Origin of the sequence: Thermus sediminis, from assembly GCF_003426945.1 — a bacterium.
GTDB lineage: Bacteria > Deinococcota > Deinococci > Deinococcales > Thermaceae > Thermus > Thermus sediminis.
The window spans coordinates 1,097,963-1,115,248 of record NZ_QURO01000004.1 but is presented as its reverse complement, the minus strand read 5'-3'; the positions used below and the strand labels follow the sequence as shown (position 1 = coordinate 1,115,248).

The window sequence follows — 17,286 nt, the reverse complement described above, 5'->3', positions numbered from 1 at the left end:
CAGGCCATGTACGAGGTCCTCCTCTTCCTCCACAACCTGGTGCGCTGGCCCGTCCTCCTCTTCGGGGTTTGGGCCCTTCTGGACCCCAGGCCCCGCCCCGGGGCCTTCTTCGCCCACACCCTGACCCTGCAGGTGGTCCTGGGGGTGGTCCTGGCCTTCCTTAGCCCCCTTTTCCTGGGGGCCCTCGCGGCCCTGGAGGAGGTCATGCGCACCCCCGGCGAGGCCCGCTACTTCGTGGCCGAGCACTGGGTGGGAGGGCTTGTGGCCCTGGGGCTGGCCCACGGGGGGCTTTCCCAGGCGCGAAAAGGGAGGCCTTGGGCCCGGCTCCTCTTTGGGCTAGCCCTCCTCGTGGTGCTCCTTTCCATCCCCTGGTTCCGGCCCCTTTTCCGGCTCTAAAGCGGGCGGGCCACCTCCAGGTTCACCCCAAGGGTCCTTAGGCCCGGGGACGGATGCCTCCCGGCGGCCTTGGGGCGAGGGGTGGCGGAAGAGGCGGAGAACCCTTCCCTCCAGGTCCAGCACCCATACCTCCCGGACCCCGTGTTGGGCGTAAAGGGGTGCTTTTTCTAGAGGACTCGGCCACCCCCACCAGAAGGGGGATGCCCCCAGGGCCCGGGTGGGCCTCGAGGTACAGGCCTTCCCGGGGCTTGAGGAGGGACAGGTCCGGCTTCGGCCTAGAGCAAGCCTCCAGGCCCACCGGGTCCCGTATGGCCATGGGGCAACGCCCCTCGGCCTCTAGGGGGGCCGGCGCAAGGCGGCGTGGGGGCTACCGATGGGGCTCATCTGCCACATCCCCCTCCAGGAGTTCCACCCGGTCGTCCTCCCGTAAGGAGGCCCGCTTCCGCCATCCGGTGATACGCCTCCGCGGAGAGGCGCTTGCGGACCGGGGTCAAGGCCTTAGCCTGGCCCGTAGGCCACCGCCGTGTACCCCACCACCCGCCCCCTGTCCCCGGAGGCCTCGGCGCTGGTGGCGTAGGCGAGGAGCCTGGGCTTCCAGCCCAGCCCCCGGGCTAAGGCGGTGAGGCCCGCCCAGGGAAGGCGGCCGCAGGCCTCGGCCCCGGAAAGGGCCTCGGCCTCCAGGCTAAGGGCAGCCTCCAGGGTCCTCCGGTCCCGCTCCCGGGCCACGGGGTCCGGGTGGTAGTGGGAGAGGTCGCTGCTGGCCACCACCAGGTCCGTGGGAAAGAGCTCCTCCAGGAGGGCCTCGGCCACCCCCAAGGGGTCCACCTCCCCGAAGAGGAGGGGGAGGATGGGGACGCCGGGGAGGGCCACCTGGAGGAAGGGGAGGAGGACCTCGAGGCTGTGCTCCTCCAGGAAAGGCTCCTCTAGCTCCAGGAAGGGAAAGCTCCTTCCAAGAAGCCTCCTCGCCCCCTCCAGGTCCACCGCCACCTCCCCCAAAGGGGTGCGCCAGGCCCGGTAGGGGTAGAAGGCCACCCCCAGGAAGGGGACGAAGTGGCTGGGGCCAAGGAGCAAGGCCCGCCCCGCCCGGCCCCGCCAGGCGGAGAGGGCCTGGAAGCCCTCCGCCGCCACCTTTCCCGAGCAGAAGTAGCCCGCGTGGGGGGAGAGGATCCCCCGGACCCCGGGCAGAGGCGGGGTCTTGGCGGCCCGTAGGAGGCCTTCCACCTCCCTCCGCAGGACCTCCCCGTCCTTGGGGTAGAAGTACCCCGCAACCCGTTCCACCCTCACCCTTGGCCCGACGCCCATGGCTTTCCCTTCGGGTTGGCCACCTGGGGCCCCTGGTGGGGTATTCAGGTCCATACCCCGGGGATCTTCCTCCCGCACCCCGGGCAGACCCCGGGCTCCCGCCATAGGGGCTCCGCCCTGAACCCCCGCCTGCGGATGAGGAGCCGGCCGCAGTCCGGGCAGGAGGTGGAGCCCCTCTCCTCGTCCAGGACGTTGCCCACGTAGACGAAGCGGAGGCCCTCTTCCTTGGCGATCCCGTAGGCCCTGACCAGGGTGGCGTGCCGGGTGGGCCTAAGGTCCAGCATGCGGTAGTCGGGGTGGGCGGCGGTGAGGTGCCAGGGGATCTCCGGGGAGAGGCCCTTGAGGAAGCGGGCCATGGCCCGGACCTCGGCCTCCGAGTCGTTGTAGCCCTCGAGGAGCAAGGTGGTGACCTCCACCCACACCCCAGAGGCCAAGAGGTGCTCCAGGCTTTCCAGGACGGGCCCGAGCCGGGCCCCGCAGATCTCCCGGTAGAACTTCTCGGTGAAGCCCTTTAGGTCCACGTTGGCCGCATCCAGGTAGGGTCGGATGTAGTCCCAGGCCTCCTCCGTCTCAAAGCCGCTGGTGACGAAGACGTTCTTCATGCCCTGGGCCTTGGCCAGCCTGGCGGTGTCGTGGGCGTACTCCACCCATACGGCAGGCTCATTGTAGGTGTAGGCGAGAAGCCTCACCCCTAGGGCCTCGGCCTCCGCCACGATCCTATGGGGTGGCCAGTCCTCGCCGATGGGCCGGTCCGGGCGGCCCTCCGGGCTCACATGGAACGCCCGGAACTGGGAGATCTGCCAGTTCTGGCAGAAGGCGCAGAAGAGGTTGCAGCCCACGGTGCCCACGGAGAGGATCCCTTCCCCGGGGTGGAAGTGGTAGAGGGGCTTCTTCTCCACCGGGTCCAGGTGCACCGCGGCCGCCTTGCCGTAGGTGACCAGGTAGAGCCTGCCGCCCAGGTTGCGGCGCACGCCGCACTTCCCCGCCCCGCCCTGGGGAACCGCGCAGTAGTGGGCGCAGGCCCGGCACTGCACAAAGCCCTTGGGCAGGGGGCGCTTCAGGTCCGCTTCCCTTAAGGTGGCGGTCAGGGCCATTTGATAGGGCTAGCCCCAGTATAGCAGACTGGGGGCGTGGCCCCCTTTCCTCCCGAAAAGGAAGAGGACTTCGCCCCCTTCTTCCCCAAGGAGGCCCTGCGCCGGGGCCTGGCCTACGCCAAGGAGGGCCGGGTGCGCCGGGTCTTTAGGGTGGGGGAGCGGCTTCTTGGCGAGGTCCAGGGCTCGCTTCCTGAGCCCTACCGGGTGGAGGTGGGGCCGGGCCTCGTGGGGCGGTGCACCTGCCCCTACCCCGACTTCCCCTGCAAGCACGCAGCAGCCCTCCTCTACGCCTACCTCGAGGCCCGCCCCAAGGAGGACCTCCTCCTGGCCATAGACCGCCTCTCCCCCAAGGAGGCCCAGGCCCTCCTCAGGGGCTTGGCCCAGGTGCCGGAGGTGGCCCTCCTCCTCGGGGAGGCGCTCCTCCCCAAGGAGGCCTTTTTGGAGGCGGTGCGGGCCCTGCGCCAGGCCTTCCTCCTCGGGGGAGGGAAGGAGGAGGCCCAAGCCCTCCTCATAAGGCTTCCCCAGGTGGGGGAGGGGGAGGTCCTAGCCTTCCTGGAGGCCCTCCTCGAGGCCCCCTTGGACCCCGAGGCCTACCTCAGGGCCGGGGCCATGCGGTACCTGGAGGTGTCCCAAGACCCCCTGCCCCTCCTTCGCCTTTACCTCAAGGCCCCTTCCCCTGCCTTGGAGGAGGCCCTCCTGGAGTTGGGGAAGAGGGCTCCGGAGAGGCTTCTCCCCCACCTTTCCGGCAAGGACCCCTTGGGCCTGAAGCGGGCCCTCAAGGAGAGGCTCCTCTTCGCCCTGGGGCGGGAGGAGGAGGCCTTGGGCCTCATGCGGGAGGGTCTGGAGGGCCCGGAGGACTACCTGGCCCTGGTGGAGCGCCTCCTCGCCTTGGGCCGGGAGGCGGAGGCCCTCCGCTACGCCGAGGAGGCCCTGGAGTGGTTCGGCAAGGACCCGAGGCTCTTCCCCCTGGTGGACCTCCTGGCGAGGCGAAGGGGAAGGCCCGAGGACCTGGCCCTCCGCTTCGCCATGAGGCCGAGCCTCGAGGGCTACGCCGCCCTCAAGGCTCTCCTGGGCAAGGGCTTTGCAGCCAAGCGGCGGGAACTTCTGCGCCTGGCGAAAGACCCCGCCCTCCTGGCCCGGATCCACCTCCTGGAGGAGGACTGGCGGGCCCTGGACCGCCTCCTCAAGGGGGCTCCCCGGGAGGCCTACCCCGCCTTGGCGGAGGCCCTAGCGGAGAGGCTTCCCGAGGAGGCGGTCCGCCTCTACCTGGAGGCGGCCAGGGACCTCCTGGAGGCCGGGGGTAGGGGGCGGTACCGGGAGGCCGCGGCCCTCTTGGTCCGGGCCCGGGCCCTGGACCCGAGGCGGGTGGCCGCCCTCCTGGAGGCCCTTAAGGGCCTCTACCCCCGCCGCCGGGCCCTTTGGGAGGAGCTCGGGGCCCAGGGGCTTTCCCCCTAACCCCTTTCTTACCCTCTTCCGGAAGAATGGGGAGGATGGAGCGGTTTCCCTGGGTGGAGGTCTTCCGCGGTTTGGCCATCTTGGAGGTGGTCCTCCACCACCTCCTGGGCCGCTTCCTGCGGGAGGTGCCCCCCGAGACCCCCCTTTGGCTTCTCCTAGCAGCCCTGAACCGGACCCTGCACTTCGCCGTGCCCGCCTTCCTCTTCCTCACGGCTTTAGTGATCGGGGCCAGCTTCTTGCGCTCCTTCTCCCTGGGGCGCTACCTGGGAAACCGGGCCCTCAGGCTCCTCTGGCCCTACCTCCTCTGGAGCGGGGTCTACCTGGCCTTCCGCTACTTTGACCACGGGGTCTTCCAGCCCGAGCGCCTCCCCCACCAGCTCCTCTGGGGCAAGGCCTACTTCCACCTCTACTTCCTGGTGGTGGCCCTGCAGCTCACCCTCCTCCTGCCCCTCTTCCTGCCCATGGTGCGGGGGCAGGCCCATGGGGTCTGGTTTCTCCTCCTGGGCCTAGGGGGCACCCTGCTCATCTACCTCCTGAACCGCCACTACCGCTTTCTGCCCTACCCCGGGAGCTTCGTCCTCTGGTACCTGCCCGCCATCGCCCTGGGCCTCTACCTGGCGAGCCGCCTGGAGCTCCTTCCCCGCCTCCTCCGCCTCTGGCTCTGGGCCTTGGGCCTGGCCTTCTTGGGGCTTGGCCTCTACCTGCCCTTGGCCCTCGAGGTCCTGCAGAGGCGCCCCGTCAACACGATGCACTACCAGCTCGCCCACTGGCTCTACACCACGGCCATGGCCTTCCTCCTCCTGGCCCTGGCCCACCGCCTGGCCCAAACCCGCTGGCAGACCCCCCTGGCCTTCCTGGGCCGCTACTCCCTGCAGATCTACCTCCTCCACCCCATGGTCATGCGCCTCCTGGAAAAAAACCCGGGCTTCCCCGAGCCCCTGGGGCTTGGGCCGGCCTTCTTGGTCTACCTCCTCCTGGCCTTCGGCCTTCCCCTCCTCCTGGCCCACCTCCTGGCCCGGGTCCGGGTCTCCCCCCTCCTCTTCGGTCGATGAGGCTCCTTTGGCTTCTCCTTCCCCCCCTCGCCCTGGTCCTCTGGGCGCTTCTGAACCCTCCGCCCTTCGTCTGGGAGGGGGAGGGGATCCGGTACCGGCGGGCGGGGGTGGGCCTCTTCGCCCAGGTCTGCCGGCCAAAGGGGCCGCCCCAGGGGGCGGTTCTCCTGGTCCCCGGGGGGTTTGGCCCCCCCACGGCCAGCATGCTGGCCCGGTGCCGGGCCTGGGGGGAGCGGGGCTTTTTAGGGGTGGTGCCCCACCTCCGGGGCCGGGGGAAGAGCGGAGGGAGGATCACGGGCTGCCTGGAGGAGGCGGAGGACCTGGCCCACCTAGCCCGTCTTCTCCCCCGGCTGGGGGCAGACCGGCACGCCTACGCCGGCTACTCCCTGGGGGCCTGCGTGGCCCTTAAGGCGGCGGCCCTCGAGGGGAAGGCCAGGGGGGTGGTCTTCGCCATCGGCCCCGTGGACTTTGCGGAACAAGTGGACATCCTCAGGCAAAGCCGCCCCGAGGCCCTCCTTCGCTGGCGGGAGGTCTTTGGGGAGGGCCCGGAGGCCCTGGCCCGCCAAAGCCCCCTGCCCCATGCCTCCCGCCTTCAGGCCCCCCTCCTTATCCTCCAGGCGGGCAACGACCCCCTAATCCCCCCCACCCAGGCCTGCCGCCTCCGGGACGTGCGCGAGGCCATGGGGCGGCGGGTCCACCAGGCGGCCTTGACCCGGGAGGGGGGGGTCTGGACGGGGCCCCTCACCAAGGGCCGGGCCTGCCTCCGGCCCACGGGTTTCGGCCCAGAGGAAGAGGACCACCTGATCCTCTTCCCCGACCTGCACCACACGGTGATCCCCGCCATGGAGGCCTTAGCGGAGAGGTTCCTCCTGGCCTGGATGCGCCCTTGACAAGCAAGAGGGTTTCCGCCATAGTTAGATTTGCGGCCAGTCCTGGAGGGTTGGCCGAGCGGTTGAAGGCGGCGGTCTTGAAAACCGCTGTGGGCCTTGCGCTCACCGGGGGTTCGAATCCCTCACCCTCCGCCAAAGCCCATGGAGAGGTGGCCGAGTGGTCTAAGGCGGCACCCTGCTAAGGTGTTGCACCGGCAAAACCGGTGCCGCGGGTTCGAATCCCGCCCTCTCCGCCAAAGGGCCCGGAAAGCTCCGGGCCTTTTATGGTGCCATGGTGGCCCTGCCCCTCCCTCCTCTGCTGCCCTGCCGCTTCCTCAGAAGAATCAACCGCTTCCTGGTGGAGGCGGACGTGGGACCCCTGCACCTCCCCAACTCCGGGCGCATGGCCGAGCTCCTCACCCCTGGGACCCCTTGCCACTACCAGAGGAAGCCCACCCCCAAGGGCCTGGGCCGGATGGTCCTGGTGGAGAGCCGAGGGGTCCTGGTGGGGGTGGACGCCACCTTGGCGGGGGACTTGCTGGCGCTTCTCCTCCTCTCGGGGCGCTTCGGGGCCTTGGAGGCCCTAAGGCGGGAGGTGCCCCTTGGGGGGAAAAGGCTGGACTTCTGGGCCCGGCTTTCTGGGAAGGAGGCCTTCCTGGAGGCCAAGAACTGCAACCGGGTGGAAGGGGGTCTGGCCCTCTTCCCCGACGCCCCCACCAAGAGGGGGGCACACCACCTAAAGCTCCTTGCGGACTTCGCTCGAAAAGGGGGGAGGGCCTACGCCGTCTGGATGGTCCAGCACCCCCTGGCCCAGGCCTTCGCCCTGGACCCCGAGGACGGGCCCCTTCTCGTGGCGGCCCGGGAGGCGGAAGAGGCAGGGGTAGGGCTTCTCGCCTTCCGGGTGTGCCCCAGCCTCAGCGAACTCCGCTTGGAAGACTCTCTCCCCTGGGTCTGGCCCTAGCCCCCCAGGAGGATCTGGAAGGCCACCATGAGGGCCACGGCCAGGGTGAGGGCGGTGGCCACCCCGCTGGCCTCCGCCTCCTTGAGGGCGTCGGGGAGGAGTTCTGCCACCGCCATCCAGATCATGGCTCCGGCGGCAAAGCCCAGGCCCACGGGCAAAGCGGGTTGGAATAGCTCCACGAAGAGGAAGGCGGGCACGGCCATGAGGGGCTGGGGCAGGCTGGAGAAGACGCTCCAAAAGGCGGCTCCCAGAACGCTCACCCCCCTCGGGATCAGGACCAGGCTGATGGCCAGCCCCTCGGGGATGTTGTGCACGGCGATGGCTAGGGTGATGAAGACCCCCAAGGCCTCCCCGCCCCCGAAGGCCACCCCTACCCCCACCCCCTCGGCGAAGGAGTGCAGGGTCATGATCCCCACGATCATCAAGGCCTTGCGGGCGTCCAGGCCGTTTAGAATACCGAAGCTTACCTCCCGCCCCTCCAGGTAGCGGTGGGAGAGCTGGATGAAGATGAGGCCCAACAAGACCCCGAGAAGGGTTCGGCCCAGGTGGTAATCCACCCCCTCGTAGATGAGGCCGAAGCTGGCGGAAAGCATCAGCCCTGCGGCGGCGGCTTGGGCCAGGCCCAGGTGCCGCCTCAGGATGTTCCTGGTGAAGAGGAAGGGCAGGGCTCCGAGCCCGGTGGCCACCGCAGTGAGGAGGGCGTAGAGGAAGACCGTCCAGGGGGAGATGGCTAAGGCCTCCACGGCCGTATTTTATTGCAAGTGAGTATCGGTAGCAATAAGTTATCCCTTCACCGCTCAGGCTACCACTTCCCGATCCTGGCCCAGGAGGGGGTCGTGGCCGCCATCCGGGAAGGCCAGGTGGCCTGTTGCTCCGGCCGGGGAGGGAGGCCCGGGGTGCGGGGTGAAGCCGCGGGGGCAGAGGTTCATGTCCCGGACCGCCCCGCCTGGACGCCCGAAGGGGGGCATGGTAAAACGGGGAGGAATGCTTTCGGGTAACCTCGCGGAGTTTCCCTTTTCTTCCCTGGTGGGCGCCCTCATGGGAGCCGGGCGCACGGGGCGGCTCCTGGTCCGCCCCCCTTTTCTGGAGGCCGAGGTTTACCTGAGGGGAGGGCAGGTGGTCCACGCGCGGGTCCAGGCCGGGGAGCGGGGCCTTGAAGGGGAGGAGGCCCTGGACCTCCTGGCGGGGCTCAAGCAGGGTCCCTTCGCCTTTGAGCCCGAGGCCCTCCCCCCCCGCACCACCCTCCTCGGGGGATTGGCGGTTCCCGCCCGCTTGGCTGAGGCCCAGGCGGCGTGGGGAGGGCTGAACCTGCCCGCCGACTGGGGTTACCGCCTCCGCCTGGGCCCAGGGGGTAGGGAGGTGGAGCTTTCCCCCGAGGCCTTGGGGGTTCTGGCCCAGGTGGAGGGGAGGCGTATCGCCGAGGTCCTCCTGGCCCCAGGCCCCTTGCGCCTGGCCCGCGTTCTGAACACCCTTCTTCAGATGGGGGTCCTCGAGGCCGTCCCCGTGGTTTCCCTTTCCCCCGTTTCCCTCCTGGTCCTCCCCATCTACGGCCCGGGCTCGGGGATGGCCTACGTGGACGAGCCCCTTTATGCGGAGTGGGCCCGGGTCATCCGCCACGGGTTCCGCCTGAGGCTTAGCCCCTCGGGGATCCTTATAGAGGTGCGCCCCAGGCCCAACATCCCCGGGCGGCTTGGGCTTTTGGAGGAGGACCTTAGGCGCTTTCGCCTGCGCCGAGGGGATAAGGTGGAGGTGGTGCCGGAGGTGTGAGCATGGATATCCTGGCCCTGAACGAGTATCTAAACCGCATCGTCTACGGCTTCCCTATGAAGCTGGTCTTCCTCCTGGTAGGGGCATACCTGGTCATCTTCCGGATCCGCTGGTTCAGTGCCCCCTTCCGCATGATGCGGGTCTCCTTCAGCGAGACCCTGGGGGCCATCCGGGAGCGGGCCTTTGGCTTCGGCGGCCAGATCACCCCCTTCCAGGCCACCATGGTGGCCCTTTCCGCCACCATCGGCACCGGCCACCTCTTGGGCATGCTGGCGGCGGTGCTCCTGGGGGGGCCTGGGGCCGTCTTCTGGATGTGGCTGGGCTACTTTTTCGGCACCGGCAGCAAGTTCGCCGAGGCCACCTTGGCGGTGCACTACCGCCGTCGCTACGCTGACGGCTCCGTCTCTGGGGGGCCCATGCACTACCTCTCCCGGGGCCTGCCCAGGCTCAGGTTTTTGGGGCACCTCTTCGCCCTCTTCGCCGCGGTGGCCGCCTTCGGCATCGGCAACCTCTCCCAGGCGGGGGCGGTGGGGGGGGCCCTTTCCCCCTTGGGGGCGCCCCCGGCCCTGGTGGGCCTCTTTTTGGCCCTCCTGGTGGGCGTGGTCCTGGGCGGGGGAATCGTGCGGGTGGCCCGCTTTGCCCAGGTGGTGGTGCCCCTGAAGCTCCTCCTTTTCGTGGTGGCCCTCGGGCCCCTTTTGGTCCTCTACGGGGGGAGGCTTCCCGAGGCCCTGGCCCTGGTCTTCCGGGCCGCCTTCAGCCCCGAGGCTGCCCTGGGAGGGGTAGCGGGGTATAGCCTCTACGCCGCCATCAACGCCGGGCTCGGCCGGGGCATCTTCGCCAACGAGGCGGGGCTGGGCTCGGCGGCCATCGCCCACGCCCAGGCCCAGGTGGACCACCCGATTCGCCAAGGCTTCTGGGGGGTCACGGAGATGTTCGTGAGCTTCCTGGTCACCTCCCTCACCGCCCTCACCTTCATCGCCTCGGGGCTTTGGCAGGAGGGAGGAGGGGCGGCGGAGGCGGCCCAGGCCCTCTTCGGGGCCCACCCCCTGGGCGGGGTCATCCTGGCCCTCACCGTGGCCGTCTTCGCCCTGGGGACCATGGTCTCCTGGGGCTTCTACGGGGAGGAGGCCGCCGCCTTCCTCTTCGGGGAAGGGGTGCGCTGGCCCTACCGCCTGGCCTTCGCCACCCTGGCCTTCGTGGGGCCTTTGGGGGGCCTCGAGGCCTTTTTGGCGGTCTCTGATACCCTAAACGGCTTCATGGCCATCCCCAACCTCCTGGGCCTGGTGCTCCTCGGGGGGGTGGTGGGGCGGCTGGTCTACGGCTTCTTCCGCGGGGAGCCCTGGGTGCCGCCCCGCTAATACCACCCCATGCTGGCTTGCGCCAGCATGGGGACCCCGGTGATGCCACCCCATGCTGGCTTGCGCCAGCATGGGGGCCCCGGTGGAAGGTTCCCGGGAGGCTTTTCTGAGCAGAGCGAAGGAAACAGGCAGAAAGGGTACAAGTACCCCGCCGCGACGGGGTACTTAGCGGAAAAGGGCCTTGATGGCCTTCTCCAGCTCCTCCCCCGCCTTTTTGTCCAGGGTGAGCTTGACCTTGAGGGCCACGCGCAAGGCCTCCTCCTCGAGGGCCTCCCGGCTCTCGCAGGTCTGGAGCCGCTTCACGAAGGGCTCGGCCTTGGGGCCCAGGCGGGCTTTGAGGAGGTCCGAAAGCTTGGCGCAAAGCTCCTTGGGCCCCTCCACGGGGAGGATCAGGCCCCGCTTCAGGAGGCCCGCCAGGATCAGGTAGGCCTTCTCCCCCAGGCTGCTATCCCGCACCACCTCCTCCTCCGTGCGCCGACCGTCGCAGAGGGTGTAGACCCGCCACTCCTCGGGGGTGGGCCTCCAGCCGCTCTCCGGGGGGTTGGGGTTACGGCGGAAGACCATCAGAGGGAGGCCACAATGGCGTCCACGAGCTTCAGGACTAGGTAGACGAAGACCGCCCCCAGGAGGAGGATGAGGGAAAGGAGGAGGAGGAGAAGGCTGCTGGGCTCCTGCCAGACGAGGAGGAAAACCCCCAGGTAGGCCAGGGCGAAGAAGAGGATGAGAAAGAGCATCTGGCTGCCACGTTCCCCTATGACTCCACCAGGGATAGCCCGCTTAAGCCGGAAGCCGTAGAGGACGTTGTAGACCATGATTCCTAGGCCTACTAGGAACAGGATTTTTTCCATGTCCCCATACTACCCTGTCCACTCCCGGATGGGCAGAAGCTCCCCGCCCTGAACCTCCTTGCGCAAGGGGCGGTAGCGGCGGTCAAACCAGATCTCCAGCACCGCCCGGTCCAGGCTCCTCGGGGCCACGATCTCCTTGCGCACGTAGTAGCCCGTTTCCGTGGGGGAGATCTCCATGCTCTTGGAGAGCCGGATTTCCACCACCTCCCCGCTCCTCGTGCGCACCCGCACCCGGAAGGCCAGGGGGCCTTCGGGCTTCACGTGAGGGTCCTTGCGAAAGGGCCACATCTTACCCCTCCTTCAGTTCGGCTACCCTGGCCCCCGTGAGGGCTAGAAGCTCCTCCGGGGTTAGGGCGAAGAGGGCCCTGGGGGTCCCCCCCGCGGCGAAGAGCCTTGGATGGACCAGGAGGTCCCGGTCCAGGAAGGCGGGGAGGGGGGTGGCGTGGCCCACGGGCGGCACCCCCCCGATGGCGTAGCCCGTGAGGGTTCGCACCTCCTCGGGGGTAGCCCGGCGCAGGGCCTCCCCCACCAGGGCCTCGGCCTTCCTCTGGTCCAGGCGGTTCTTCCCGCTCACCAGGAAGAGGTAGGCGCCCTTTGCCCCTAGGAAGACCAGGCTCTTCACGATCTGCCCCACCTCGGCCCCCACCGCCCTTGCCGCCTCCTCCGCCGTGCGGGTGGAGGTGGGAAGCTCCACCACCCTGAGGTGAGGGAAGCCCAGGGCCCTCAGGGCCTCCTGCACCCTTTGGGCGGAAGGGGAGAGGCTCATAGGGCGTAGAGGAGCTCGGCCAGGAGGGCGGCCCGCCGGGGGATCTCCGGCACCACCACGTACTCCGTCCTTTGGTGGGCGTCCCCGCCTAGGAGGCCCAGGCCGTCCAGGGTGGGCACGCCCAGGTGGGCGGTGAAGTTGCCGTCGGAGCCGCCCCCCACCTGGCCCGGCTTGAGGGTGAGGCCCAGGCTTTCCCCGATGGCCCGGGCCTTTTGGAAGAGGGCCAGGCTTTCTGGGGTGGGCTCCATGGGGGGGCGGTTGAGCCCACCGGAGAGCTCCAGCCTGGCCCCGGGGAGGACCGGGGTGAGGGCCTTGAGGGCCTCCTCCACCCGCCTTACCTCCTCTAGGCTCCAGGCCCTGAGGTCTATCTCCACCTCCGCCTCTTCGGCGACCACGTTGCTCACCGTGCCGCCCCGGACCACGTTGGGGCCCAGGGTGGTGCCCTTCTCCCCGTCCTCGAGGGCCGCTACCCTCAAGACCTGATGGGCCAGCTCCAGGATGGCGTTCACTCCCTTCTCTGGCTCCACCCCTTGGTGGGCCGCCTTCCCCAGGGCCTTGAGGCGGTAGAGGCCCACCCCCTTGCGGGCCACCTTGAGGTCCCCTTCCGCCGTAGGAGGCTCCAGGACCAAGGCGGCCCGGGCCTTCTTGGCCGCGGCTTCGATGAGGGGGCGGCTTCCCGGGGAGCCCACCTCCTCGTCGGGGGTGAAGAGGACCTCCAGGGAGGGAAGCCTCCTCCCCGTGGCCTCCGCGTGGCGCAGGGCGTAGAGGAGGGCGACGATCCCCCCCTTCATGTCGTAGACCCCTGGGCCTATGGCCTTCTCCCTTTCCAGGCGGAAGGCCTCGGGAAAGCTCCCCTTGGGGTGGATGGTGTCGTAGTGGCAGAGGATGAGGACCGGGGTACCCTCCCCTTCCCGCCTCAGGAGGAGGACGGGGCCTTTGGGGGTTTCCTTGCGGGAAAGCCGCCCCCCCAAGGCCCCGAAGGCTTCCTCCAGGAAGAGGGCCGCCTCCTTGAGGCCCAGGAGGTCCCCCGAGGGGGACTCCCGGCGCACGAAGGCCTCGAGGTCCTTGAGGAAAGGGGGTAGGTTGGCCTTCATCCATGCCAGGGTTTCCATGCCCCCATTATGCCCCAGGGGCTCTTGGCAAGGGGGCTTCCCCGTGGTATAAAGAGAGGGTATGCCCTTCGGGGCCGGTTCACACGGGAGGGGGAAATAGGCTTCTCCCCCACCTTTTCGTGTGAGCGCTTTTAGAGCGCCCGCCTTCCTAAGGAAAGGCGCGCAAGGAGGAAAGAGGCGGCATGGAAGAAAAGGCGACCCAGACCCCGGAAAAGACCTTCAGCATGGAACAGGCCCTGCAGGAGGCCGAGGCCCGCCTGGAGAAGCGGGTGCGCCCGGGCCAAGTCCTGACGGGCAAAGTGGTCTTGGTGGGTTCCGAAGGCGTGGCGGTGGACATCGGCGCGAAGACGGAGGGGATCATCCCCTTCAACCAGATCACGGAAAGGCCCCTTTCTGAGGAGGAGCTCAAGGGATTCCTCAAGCCGGGGGACGAGGTGCGGGTCCAGGTGCTCAAGGTGGACCCCGAGACCGGGCAGATCCTCCTCTCCCGCAAGAAGGTGGAGGCCACGGAGCACTGGGACCGCATCCGGGAACTTTACGAGAAGGGGGAGCCGGTCGCCGTCACCGTGAAGGAGAAGGTCAAAGGGGGCGTGATCGCCGATCTCAGGGGCGTGCAGGCCTTCATCCCCGCTTCCCAGCTGGACCTCAGGCGCATCCCCAACCTGGACCAGTACGTAGGCCGGGAGGTTCTGGCCAAGATCATCGAGTTCCACCGCAAGAAGGGGCGGGTCCTCCTCTCCCGCCGGGCGGTGCTAGAGGAGGAGCAGAAGCGGGCCAAGGAGGCCTTCTTCCGGGGTCTAGGACCTGGCCAGGTGGTGGAGGGCACCGTGGTGGATGTGACCGAGTTCGGGGCCTTCGTCAACCTGGGGCCGGTGGACGGCCTGGTCCACCGCTCGGAGATCACCTGGGGCCGTTTCGGCCACCCTCGGGAGGTCCTCCACAAGGGGCAGAGGGTGCGGGCCCAGGTGGTGTCCGTGGACCCCGAGAGGGAGCGGGTCAACCTCTCCATCAAGGCCCTGATCCCCGACCCTTGGACCACGGTGGCGGAGAGGTACCCCGTGGGCACCCGGGTCAGGGGCAAGGTGGTGGGCCTCACCCCCTTTGGGGTCTTCGTGGAGGTGGAGCCGGGCCTCGAGGGCCTCATCCACATCTCCGAACTCTCCTGGACCAAGCGCCCCAAGCACCCCTCCGAGGTGGTGAAGGAAGGGGAGGAGGTGGAGGCCGTGGTCCTCAGGCTGGACCCCGCGGAGCGCCGCCTCTCCCTGGGCCTCAAGCAGACCCAGCCTGACCCCTGGCAGCTTCTGGTGGAGAAGTACCCCCCGGGCACCGTGGTCAAGGGCAGGATCACCGGGGTTACGGACTTCGGGGTCTTCGTGGAGCTAGAGCCCGGCATGGAGGGCCTGGTCCACGTCTCCGAGCTGGATCACAGGCGGGTGGAGAACCCCGCCGCCCTCTTCAAGAAGGGGGAGCAAATGGAGGTGGTGGTCCTCCACATCGACCCCGTGGAGCAGCGGATCTCCCTTTCCCGGAAGCGCCTTCTCCCCCCGCCCCCACCCAAGGAGGAGCGCCCCCGAAGGGCCAAGGGCAAGGAGGGCCGCCCCTCGGGCAAGCGCAAGCCCGCCCCCCGCCGCGAGGAGCGCCGGGAGTACGAGTACGGGGCCGTGGCGGAGTACAACCTTTACGACGCCTCCGCCGTACCCGCTGCCACCGCCAGCGTGAAGCTTGGCGACCTCTACGGGGATCTCCTGGCCAGCCTGGGACTGGAGGAGGAGAAGCAGCGTTGAGGGCAAACCCCCCGCCCTTAGGCGGGGGGTATACCCCTTTCCGCAATCCTTCACCCTAACCTAGCACGAAAGGCCATTCTAGGAGACTACTGGGGCCCCATTCTGGCGCAAGCCAGGATGGGGCGGCGTCAAAGGGCTTCCTGGCCCCTCTCCTTTTTGCCGTAGAAGATGCGCATCAGGATGTAGGTGAGGGTGAAGGTGAGGAGGGGCCCGCCCAGGACCAGGGTCCACAGGACGGCGTTGTTCCCCAGGATGGAGCCCTGCAGCTGGAAGTCGATCTTGTAGCCCGCCAGCGTGCTCATGAGGAAGAAGACCAGGAGGGCCAGGATGGCGCTGGTGCGCACCGGGTGCTCCGAGGGGAGCTCCATGTAGCGCATCTTGTCCTTGCGCACGTCCACGAAGGGGAGGAGGAGGGCGATGATCCCCAGGATCCCCGGGATCAGCACCCCGCCGATGAACTCAGGGCCGATGGTGGCCCCGAAGAGTTGGAACTGCCAGCTAGAGGGGATGATCTGCAGGAGGCCGAAGAGCCAGAGGAAGTACCAGTCCGGCTTCACCGCCGGGGTTTCGGGGGTGGGGGGCCCGAAGGCCTCGATGGGATGGGCCAGGAAGGCCCCCGCGATCAGGGTCATGATGCCCACGTAGAGGGCGAAGAGGATGACCATCATGACCATCTGCTGGGGGTACATGGGCACGCCCAGGATCTTCCCCGGGGCCACCCTCTCCGCGTAGGGGGGTTGGGTGTGCTTTTGCTTGATCATGATCGCCAGGTGGAGCCCGATTAGGGCCATGAGGAGGAGGGGAAGCCAGAGGACGTGGAGGCTGTAGAGGCGGGGGATGGCCCTTTCGGAGCCGGGGAACTCCCCGCCAAAAAAGATGTCGGCTAGGCCTCCCCCCACCCAGGGGATGGACGCAGCGATCCCGTAGCCGATCCGGGTGGCGGTCACGGCGTAGTTGTCGTAGGGGAGGGCGTAGCCGGTGAAGGCGGTGACCACGGTCACGCCCAAGAGGGCCAGGCCCACCAGGTAGTTGAGCTCCCGGGGCTTCTTGTAGGCCCCCGTGAGGAGGATCCTCAGCATGTGCAAGAAGGCGGCGGCGATCATCACGTGGGCCGACCAGTGGTGGAGGCTCCGGATCACCGCCCCGAAGGGGAGGCTGTCGATGTAGAGGACGCTGGCGTAGGCGGCGGGCACCACGCGCCCGTCGGGGAGGCGTACCTCGCGGATGGAGGGCTCGTAGTTCAGGGTGAGGAAGATCCCCGTGAGCACCAAGACGATGAAGGCGAAGAGGGTGATCTCTCCCAGGAAGAAGGAGTGGTGCACGGGGAAGGCCTTGCGCAGGACCTTCTGGTAGAACCCCGAGAGGTCTAAGCGCTCGTCGAGCCACTTGTACATGCTCACCTCCTAGACATGGCACCGGGAAGAGGCCTGGGCCCTGACCCCTACTTCGCCCAAAAACTCGCCGGCGGCCACCAGGACCCCGTCCTCTACCCTGAGGGGAAGCTGGGGCACGGGCCTGGGCGGGGGGCCGGAGATGATCCTAGCCCCTTGGGCCAGGTCAAAGACGCCGGCGTGGCAGGGGCAGAGGGCGGCCCTCCTGTCCGCTACCCACTGGCTCACGATGCAGCCCAGGTGGGTGCAGACGGCAGAGTAGGCCACCACCCCCTCCACCCCGTGCTCGGCCACCTCGGGGGAGAGCTCCTCGGGGGCGTAACGGACCACCAGAACCGTGTTTCGGGCTTCCCCGCTCTTGACCACCTTGGTCTTGGGGTCCATGGGGTAGGCCAGGACGAAGGGGTCGCCCGGCTTCAGCTCCTCCAGGCGGATGGCCTTGGGTTCCCTAGCTCCTTGGGCATAGACCAGGATGTCCCCAGCCCTCAGGGGTTCCCTCTCTGGGGTCACCTCCCTCCTGGGCCTCAGACTCGCCCCCACGTAGAAGGCCGAGACCAAGGAGAGGCCGATGCCGGTACCGATGGCGGTCTTGATGAATAGCCGCCTCTGCGATTTCTTCAAGCGAACCTCGCGCTCGTCCATGCCGCTCCTTTACCAGGGGAACTCGCCCTTCTCCCCTTCGGTGACCACTTCCTCCCGTACGAAGAACCGCCGGTAGAGGCCGAAGAGGGCGGCTACCACCAGGCTTATCCCGCCGAAGATGAGGCCCTGGAGCCAGGTGGGGTTGTACCCCGTCTGGGCGGAGTACACGATGAGGCGAACGAAGAAGCCGGAGAGGGCGGTGAGGAGGAGGACCAGGATCACCCCCGCGGCCACCGGGGCGGTGGACGGGGTGGGAAAGTGGCGGCCTGGGCGGAGCTCGAGGCCCTCTAGCCAGTAGGAGATCAGGCCCATGAGGCCGTACAGGAGGAAAAGGGCCCCAAAAGCCATGAGGCCGATCTGGCCCACGGAAAGCTCCTCGGGGGTGTGGCCCTGGAGGCGGGCGATGTGAAGGCCATTCAGGTAGGCCGCATAGAACAGGCCCAGGGCCAGGATCAGGCTGAAGGTGGGTAGGACGAAATCGTTGCGGTACAC

General features: G+C 68.5%; 19 protein-coding genes and 2 tRNA genes. 10 read left to right on the top strand and 11 right to left on the bottom strand.

Going from position 1 to position 17,286, the window contains the following annotated elements; translation table 11 throughout:
• Window positions 1–6: 6 nt before the first annotated feature.
• Entirely contained in the window at window positions 7–396 is a 390-nt protein-coding gene (locus ATI37_RS06605) for a hypothetical protein (RefSeq protein ID WP_117237663.1), read from the top strand.
• A 498-nt stretch (window positions 397–894) separates the two neighbouring features.
• On the opposite strand, the gene amrB is transcribed toward ATI37_RS06605, so the two are convergent.
• Both amrB and amrS read right to left on the bottom strand, forming a co-directional pair.
• Window positions 895–1,698 (bottom strand): AmmeMemoRadiSam system protein B, encoded by an 804-nt coding sequence (amrB, locus tag ATI37_RS06595; RefSeq protein ID WP_117237662.1) that lies wholly within the window; start codon window positions 1,696–1,698, stop codon window positions 895–897.
• Window positions 1,699–1,742: 44 nt separating this feature from the next.
• Window positions 1,743–2,792, bottom strand: coding sequence for an AmmeMemoRadiSam system radical SAM enzyme (gene amrS, locus ATI37_RS06590; RefSeq protein ID WP_117237661.1), 1,050 nt, complete (start codon window positions 2,790–2,792; stop codon window positions 1,743–1,745).
• Between the two features lie 36 nt (window positions 2,793–2,828).
• Between amrS and ATI37_RS06585 the strand changes: the two genes are divergently transcribed.
• The 6 genes from ATI37_RS06585 (at window position 2,829) to ATI37_RS06560 (ending at window position 7,126) form a co-directional block, all read left to right on the top strand.
• Entirely contained in the window at window positions 2,829–4,247 is a 1,419-nt protein-coding gene (locus ATI37_RS06585) for an SWIM zinc finger family protein (protein ID WP_117237660.1), read from the top strand.
• Window positions 4,248–4,282: 35 nt separating this feature from the next.
• Window positions 4,283–5,299, top strand: a complete 1,017-nt coding sequence (locus tag ATI37_RS06580) for an acyltransferase family protein (RefSeq protein WP_117238547.1) — start codon at window positions 4,283–4,285, stop codon at window positions 5,297–5,299.
• Window positions 5,296–6,186 carry an alpha/beta hydrolase family protein gene (locus ATI37_RS06575; protein WP_117237659.1) on the top strand — a complete coding sequence of 297 codons (891 nt, stop codon included), beginning with the start codon at window positions 5,296–5,298 and terminating at the stop codon, window positions 6,184–6,186. The genes ATI37_RS06580 and ATI37_RS06575 overlap by 4 nt, the downstream gene beginning before the upstream one ends.
• 44 nt (window positions 6,187–6,230) lie before the next feature.
• Window positions 6,231–6,321 (top strand) — tRNA-Ser (locus tag ATI37_RS06570).
• Window positions 6,322–6,329: 8 nt separating this feature from the next.
• Window positions 6,330–6,422: transfer RNA gene (locus ATI37_RS06565), tRNA-Ser, on the top strand.
• Between the two features lie 38 nt (window positions 6,423–6,460).
• On the top strand, window positions 6,461–7,126 hold the full coding sequence (locus tag ATI37_RS06560; protein ID WP_332871162.1) for a DNA/RNA nuclease SfsA: 666 nt from the start codon (window positions 6,461–6,463) through the stop codon (window positions 7,124–7,126).
• On the opposite strand, the gene ATI37_RS06555 is transcribed toward ATI37_RS06560, so the two are convergent.
• Window positions 7,123–7,869: a ZIP family metal transporter gene (locus tag ATI37_RS06555; protein WP_117237657.1), complete on the bottom strand. Its 747-nt coding sequence runs from the start codon at window positions 7,867–7,869 to the stop codon at window positions 7,123–7,125. The genes ATI37_RS06560 and ATI37_RS06555 overlap by 4 nt on opposite strands.
• A 241-nt stretch (window positions 7,870–8,110) precedes the next feature.
• On the opposite strand from ATI37_RS06555, the gene ATI37_RS06550 reads away from it, so the two are divergent.
• Both ATI37_RS06550 and ATI37_RS06545 read left to right on the top strand, forming a co-directional pair.
• Window positions 8,111–8,893 carry a DUF4388 domain-containing protein gene (locus ATI37_RS06550; RefSeq protein ID WP_117237656.1) on the top strand — a complete coding sequence of 261 codons (783 nt, stop codon included), beginning with the start codon at window positions 8,111–8,113 and terminating at the stop codon, window positions 8,891–8,893.
• A gap of 2 nt (window positions 8,894–8,895) precedes the next feature.
• A complete protein-coding gene (locus ATI37_RS06545) occupies window positions 8,896–10,251 on the top strand; it encodes an alanine/glycine:cation symporter family protein (RefSeq protein WP_117237655.1) in 1,356 nt (451 codons plus the stop codon).
• 165 nt (window positions 10,252–10,416) lie between these two features.
• Here the strand turns inward: ATI37_RS06545 and ATI37_RS06540 are convergent, their stop codons facing one another.
• Genes ATI37_RS06540 through ATI37_RS06520 form a run of 5 tightly spaced genes read right to left on the bottom strand, consistent with a single transcriptional unit; the run spans window position 10,417 to window position 12,977 of the window.
• Window positions 10,417–10,815, bottom strand: a complete 399-nt coding sequence (locus ATI37_RS06540; protein ID WP_117237654.1) for a hypothetical protein — start codon at window positions 10,813–10,815, stop codon at window positions 10,417–10,419.
• Window positions 10,815–11,099: a hypothetical protein gene (locus ATI37_RS06535; RefSeq protein ID WP_117237653.1), complete on the bottom strand. Its 285-nt coding sequence runs from the start codon at window positions 11,097–11,099 to the stop codon at window positions 10,815–10,817. The genes ATI37_RS06540 and ATI37_RS06535 overlap by 1 nt, the downstream gene beginning before the upstream one ends.
• 9 nt (window positions 11,100–11,108) lie before the next feature.
• Entirely contained in the window at window positions 11,109–11,387 is a 279-nt protein-coding gene (locus ATI37_RS06530; RefSeq protein WP_117237652.1) for a hypothetical protein, read from the bottom strand.
• 1 nt (window position 11,388) lies between these two features.
• Window positions 11,389–11,865 (bottom strand): YbaK/EbsC family protein, encoded by a 477-nt coding sequence (locus ATI37_RS06525; RefSeq protein WP_117237651.1) that lies wholly within the window; start codon window positions 11,863–11,865, stop codon window positions 11,389–11,391.
• The gene (locus ATI37_RS06520) at window positions 11,862–12,977 is read right to left on the bottom strand and encodes a M20 family metallopeptidase (RefSeq protein WP_117237650.1); all 1,116 of its coding nucleotides are present in this window, start codon (window positions 12,975–12,977) and stop codon (window positions 11,862–11,864) included. Before ATI37_RS06520 ends, ATI37_RS06525 begins: the two co-directional genes overlap by 4 nt.
• A gap of 182 nt (window positions 12,978–13,159) precedes the next feature.
• Here ATI37_RS06520 and ATI37_RS06515 point away from each other — a divergent pair, with 182 nt between their 5' ends.
• Window positions 13,160–14,761 (top strand): 30S ribosomal protein S1, encoded by a 1,602-nt coding sequence (locus ATI37_RS06515; RefSeq protein ID WP_117237649.1) that lies wholly within the window; start codon window positions 13,160–13,162, stop codon window positions 14,759–14,761.
• 128 nt (window positions 14,762–14,889) lie between these two features.
• On the opposite strand, the gene ATI37_RS06510 is transcribed toward ATI37_RS06515, so the two are convergent.
• The 3 genes from ATI37_RS06510 to ATI37_RS06500 are packed head-to-tail and all read right to left on the bottom strand — an operon-like array spanning window position 14,890 to window position 17,286.
• A complete protein-coding gene (locus ATI37_RS06510; protein WP_117237648.1) occupies window positions 14,890–16,155 on the bottom strand; it encodes a cytochrome b in 1,266 nt (421 codons plus the stop codon).
• 9 nt (window positions 16,156–16,164) lie between these two features.
• Window positions 16,165–16,794: a QcrA and Rieske domain-containing protein gene (locus tag ATI37_RS06505; RefSeq protein ID WP_117237647.1), complete on the bottom strand. Its 630-nt coding sequence runs from the start codon at window positions 16,792–16,794 to the stop codon at window positions 16,165–16,167.
• A 9-nt stretch (window positions 16,795–16,803) separates the two neighbouring features.
• Window positions 16,804–17,286 (bottom strand): cytochrome C, encoded by a 483-nt coding sequence (locus ATI37_RS06500; protein ID WP_117237646.1) that lies wholly within the window; start codon window positions 17,284–17,286, stop codon window positions 16,804–16,806.

Bases quoted from the DNA above. Each gene is read 5' to 3' on its own strand.
- ATI37_RS06525 (WP_117237651.1), bottom strand. From the start codon at position 11,865: ATGAGCCTCTCCCCTTCCGCCCAAAGGGTGCAGGAGGCCCTGAGGGCC.
- ATI37_RS06530 (WP_117237652.1), bottom strand. From the start codon at position 11,387: ATGTGGCCCTTTCGCAAGGACCCTCACGTGAAGCCCGAAGGCCCCCTG.
- ATI37_RS06605 (WP_117237663.1), top strand. From the start codon at position 7: ATGTACGAGGTCCTCCTCTTCCTCCACAACCTGGTGCGCTGGCCCGTC.
- ATI37_RS06540 (WP_117237654.1), bottom strand. From the start codon at position 10,815: ATGGTCTTCCGCCGTAACCCCAACCCCCCGGAGAGCGGCTGGAGGCCC.
- ATI37_RS06520 (WP_117237650.1), bottom strand. From the start codon at position 12,977: ATGGAAACCCTGGCATGGATGAAGGCCAACCTACCCCCTTTCCTCAAG.
- amrB (WP_117237662.1), bottom strand. From the start codon at position 1,698: ATGGGCGTCGGGCCAAGGGTGAGGGTGGAACGGGTTGCGGGGTACTTC.
- ATI37_RS06510 (WP_117237648.1), bottom strand. From the start codon at position 16,155: ATGTACAAGTGGCTCGACGAGCGCTTAGACCTCTCGGGGTTCTACCAG.
- ATI37_RS06580 (WP_117238547.1), top strand. From the start codon at position 4,283: ATGGAGCGGTTTCCCTGGGTGGAGGTCTTCCGCGGTTTGGCCATCTTG.
- ATI37_RS06545 (WP_117237655.1), top strand. From the start codon at position 8,896: ATGGATATCCTGGCCCTGAACGAGTATCTAAACCGCATCGTCTACGGC.
- ATI37_RS06550 (WP_117237656.1), top strand. From the start codon at position 8,111: ATGCTTTCGGGTAACCTCGCGGAGTTTCCCTTTTCTTCCCTGGTGGGC.
- ATI37_RS06535 (WP_117237653.1), bottom strand. From the start codon at position 11,099: ATGGAAAAAATCCTGTTCCTAGTAGGCCTAGGAATCATGGTCTACAAC.
- ATI37_RS06515 (WP_117237649.1), top strand. From the start codon at position 13,160: ATGGAAGAAAAGGCGACCCAGACCCCGGAAAAGACCTTCAGCATGGAA.
- ATI37_RS06575 (WP_117237659.1), top strand. From the start codon at position 5,296: ATGAGGCTCCTTTGGCTTCTCCTTCCCCCCCTCGCCCTGGTCCTCTGG.
- amrS (WP_117237661.1), bottom strand. From the start codon at position 2,792: ATGGCCCTGACCGCCACCTTAAGGGAAGCGGACCTGAAGCGCCCCCTG.
- ATI37_RS06505 (WP_117237647.1), bottom strand. From the start codon at position 16,794: ATGGACGAGCGCGAGGTTCGCTTGAAGAAATCGCAGAGGCGGCTATTC.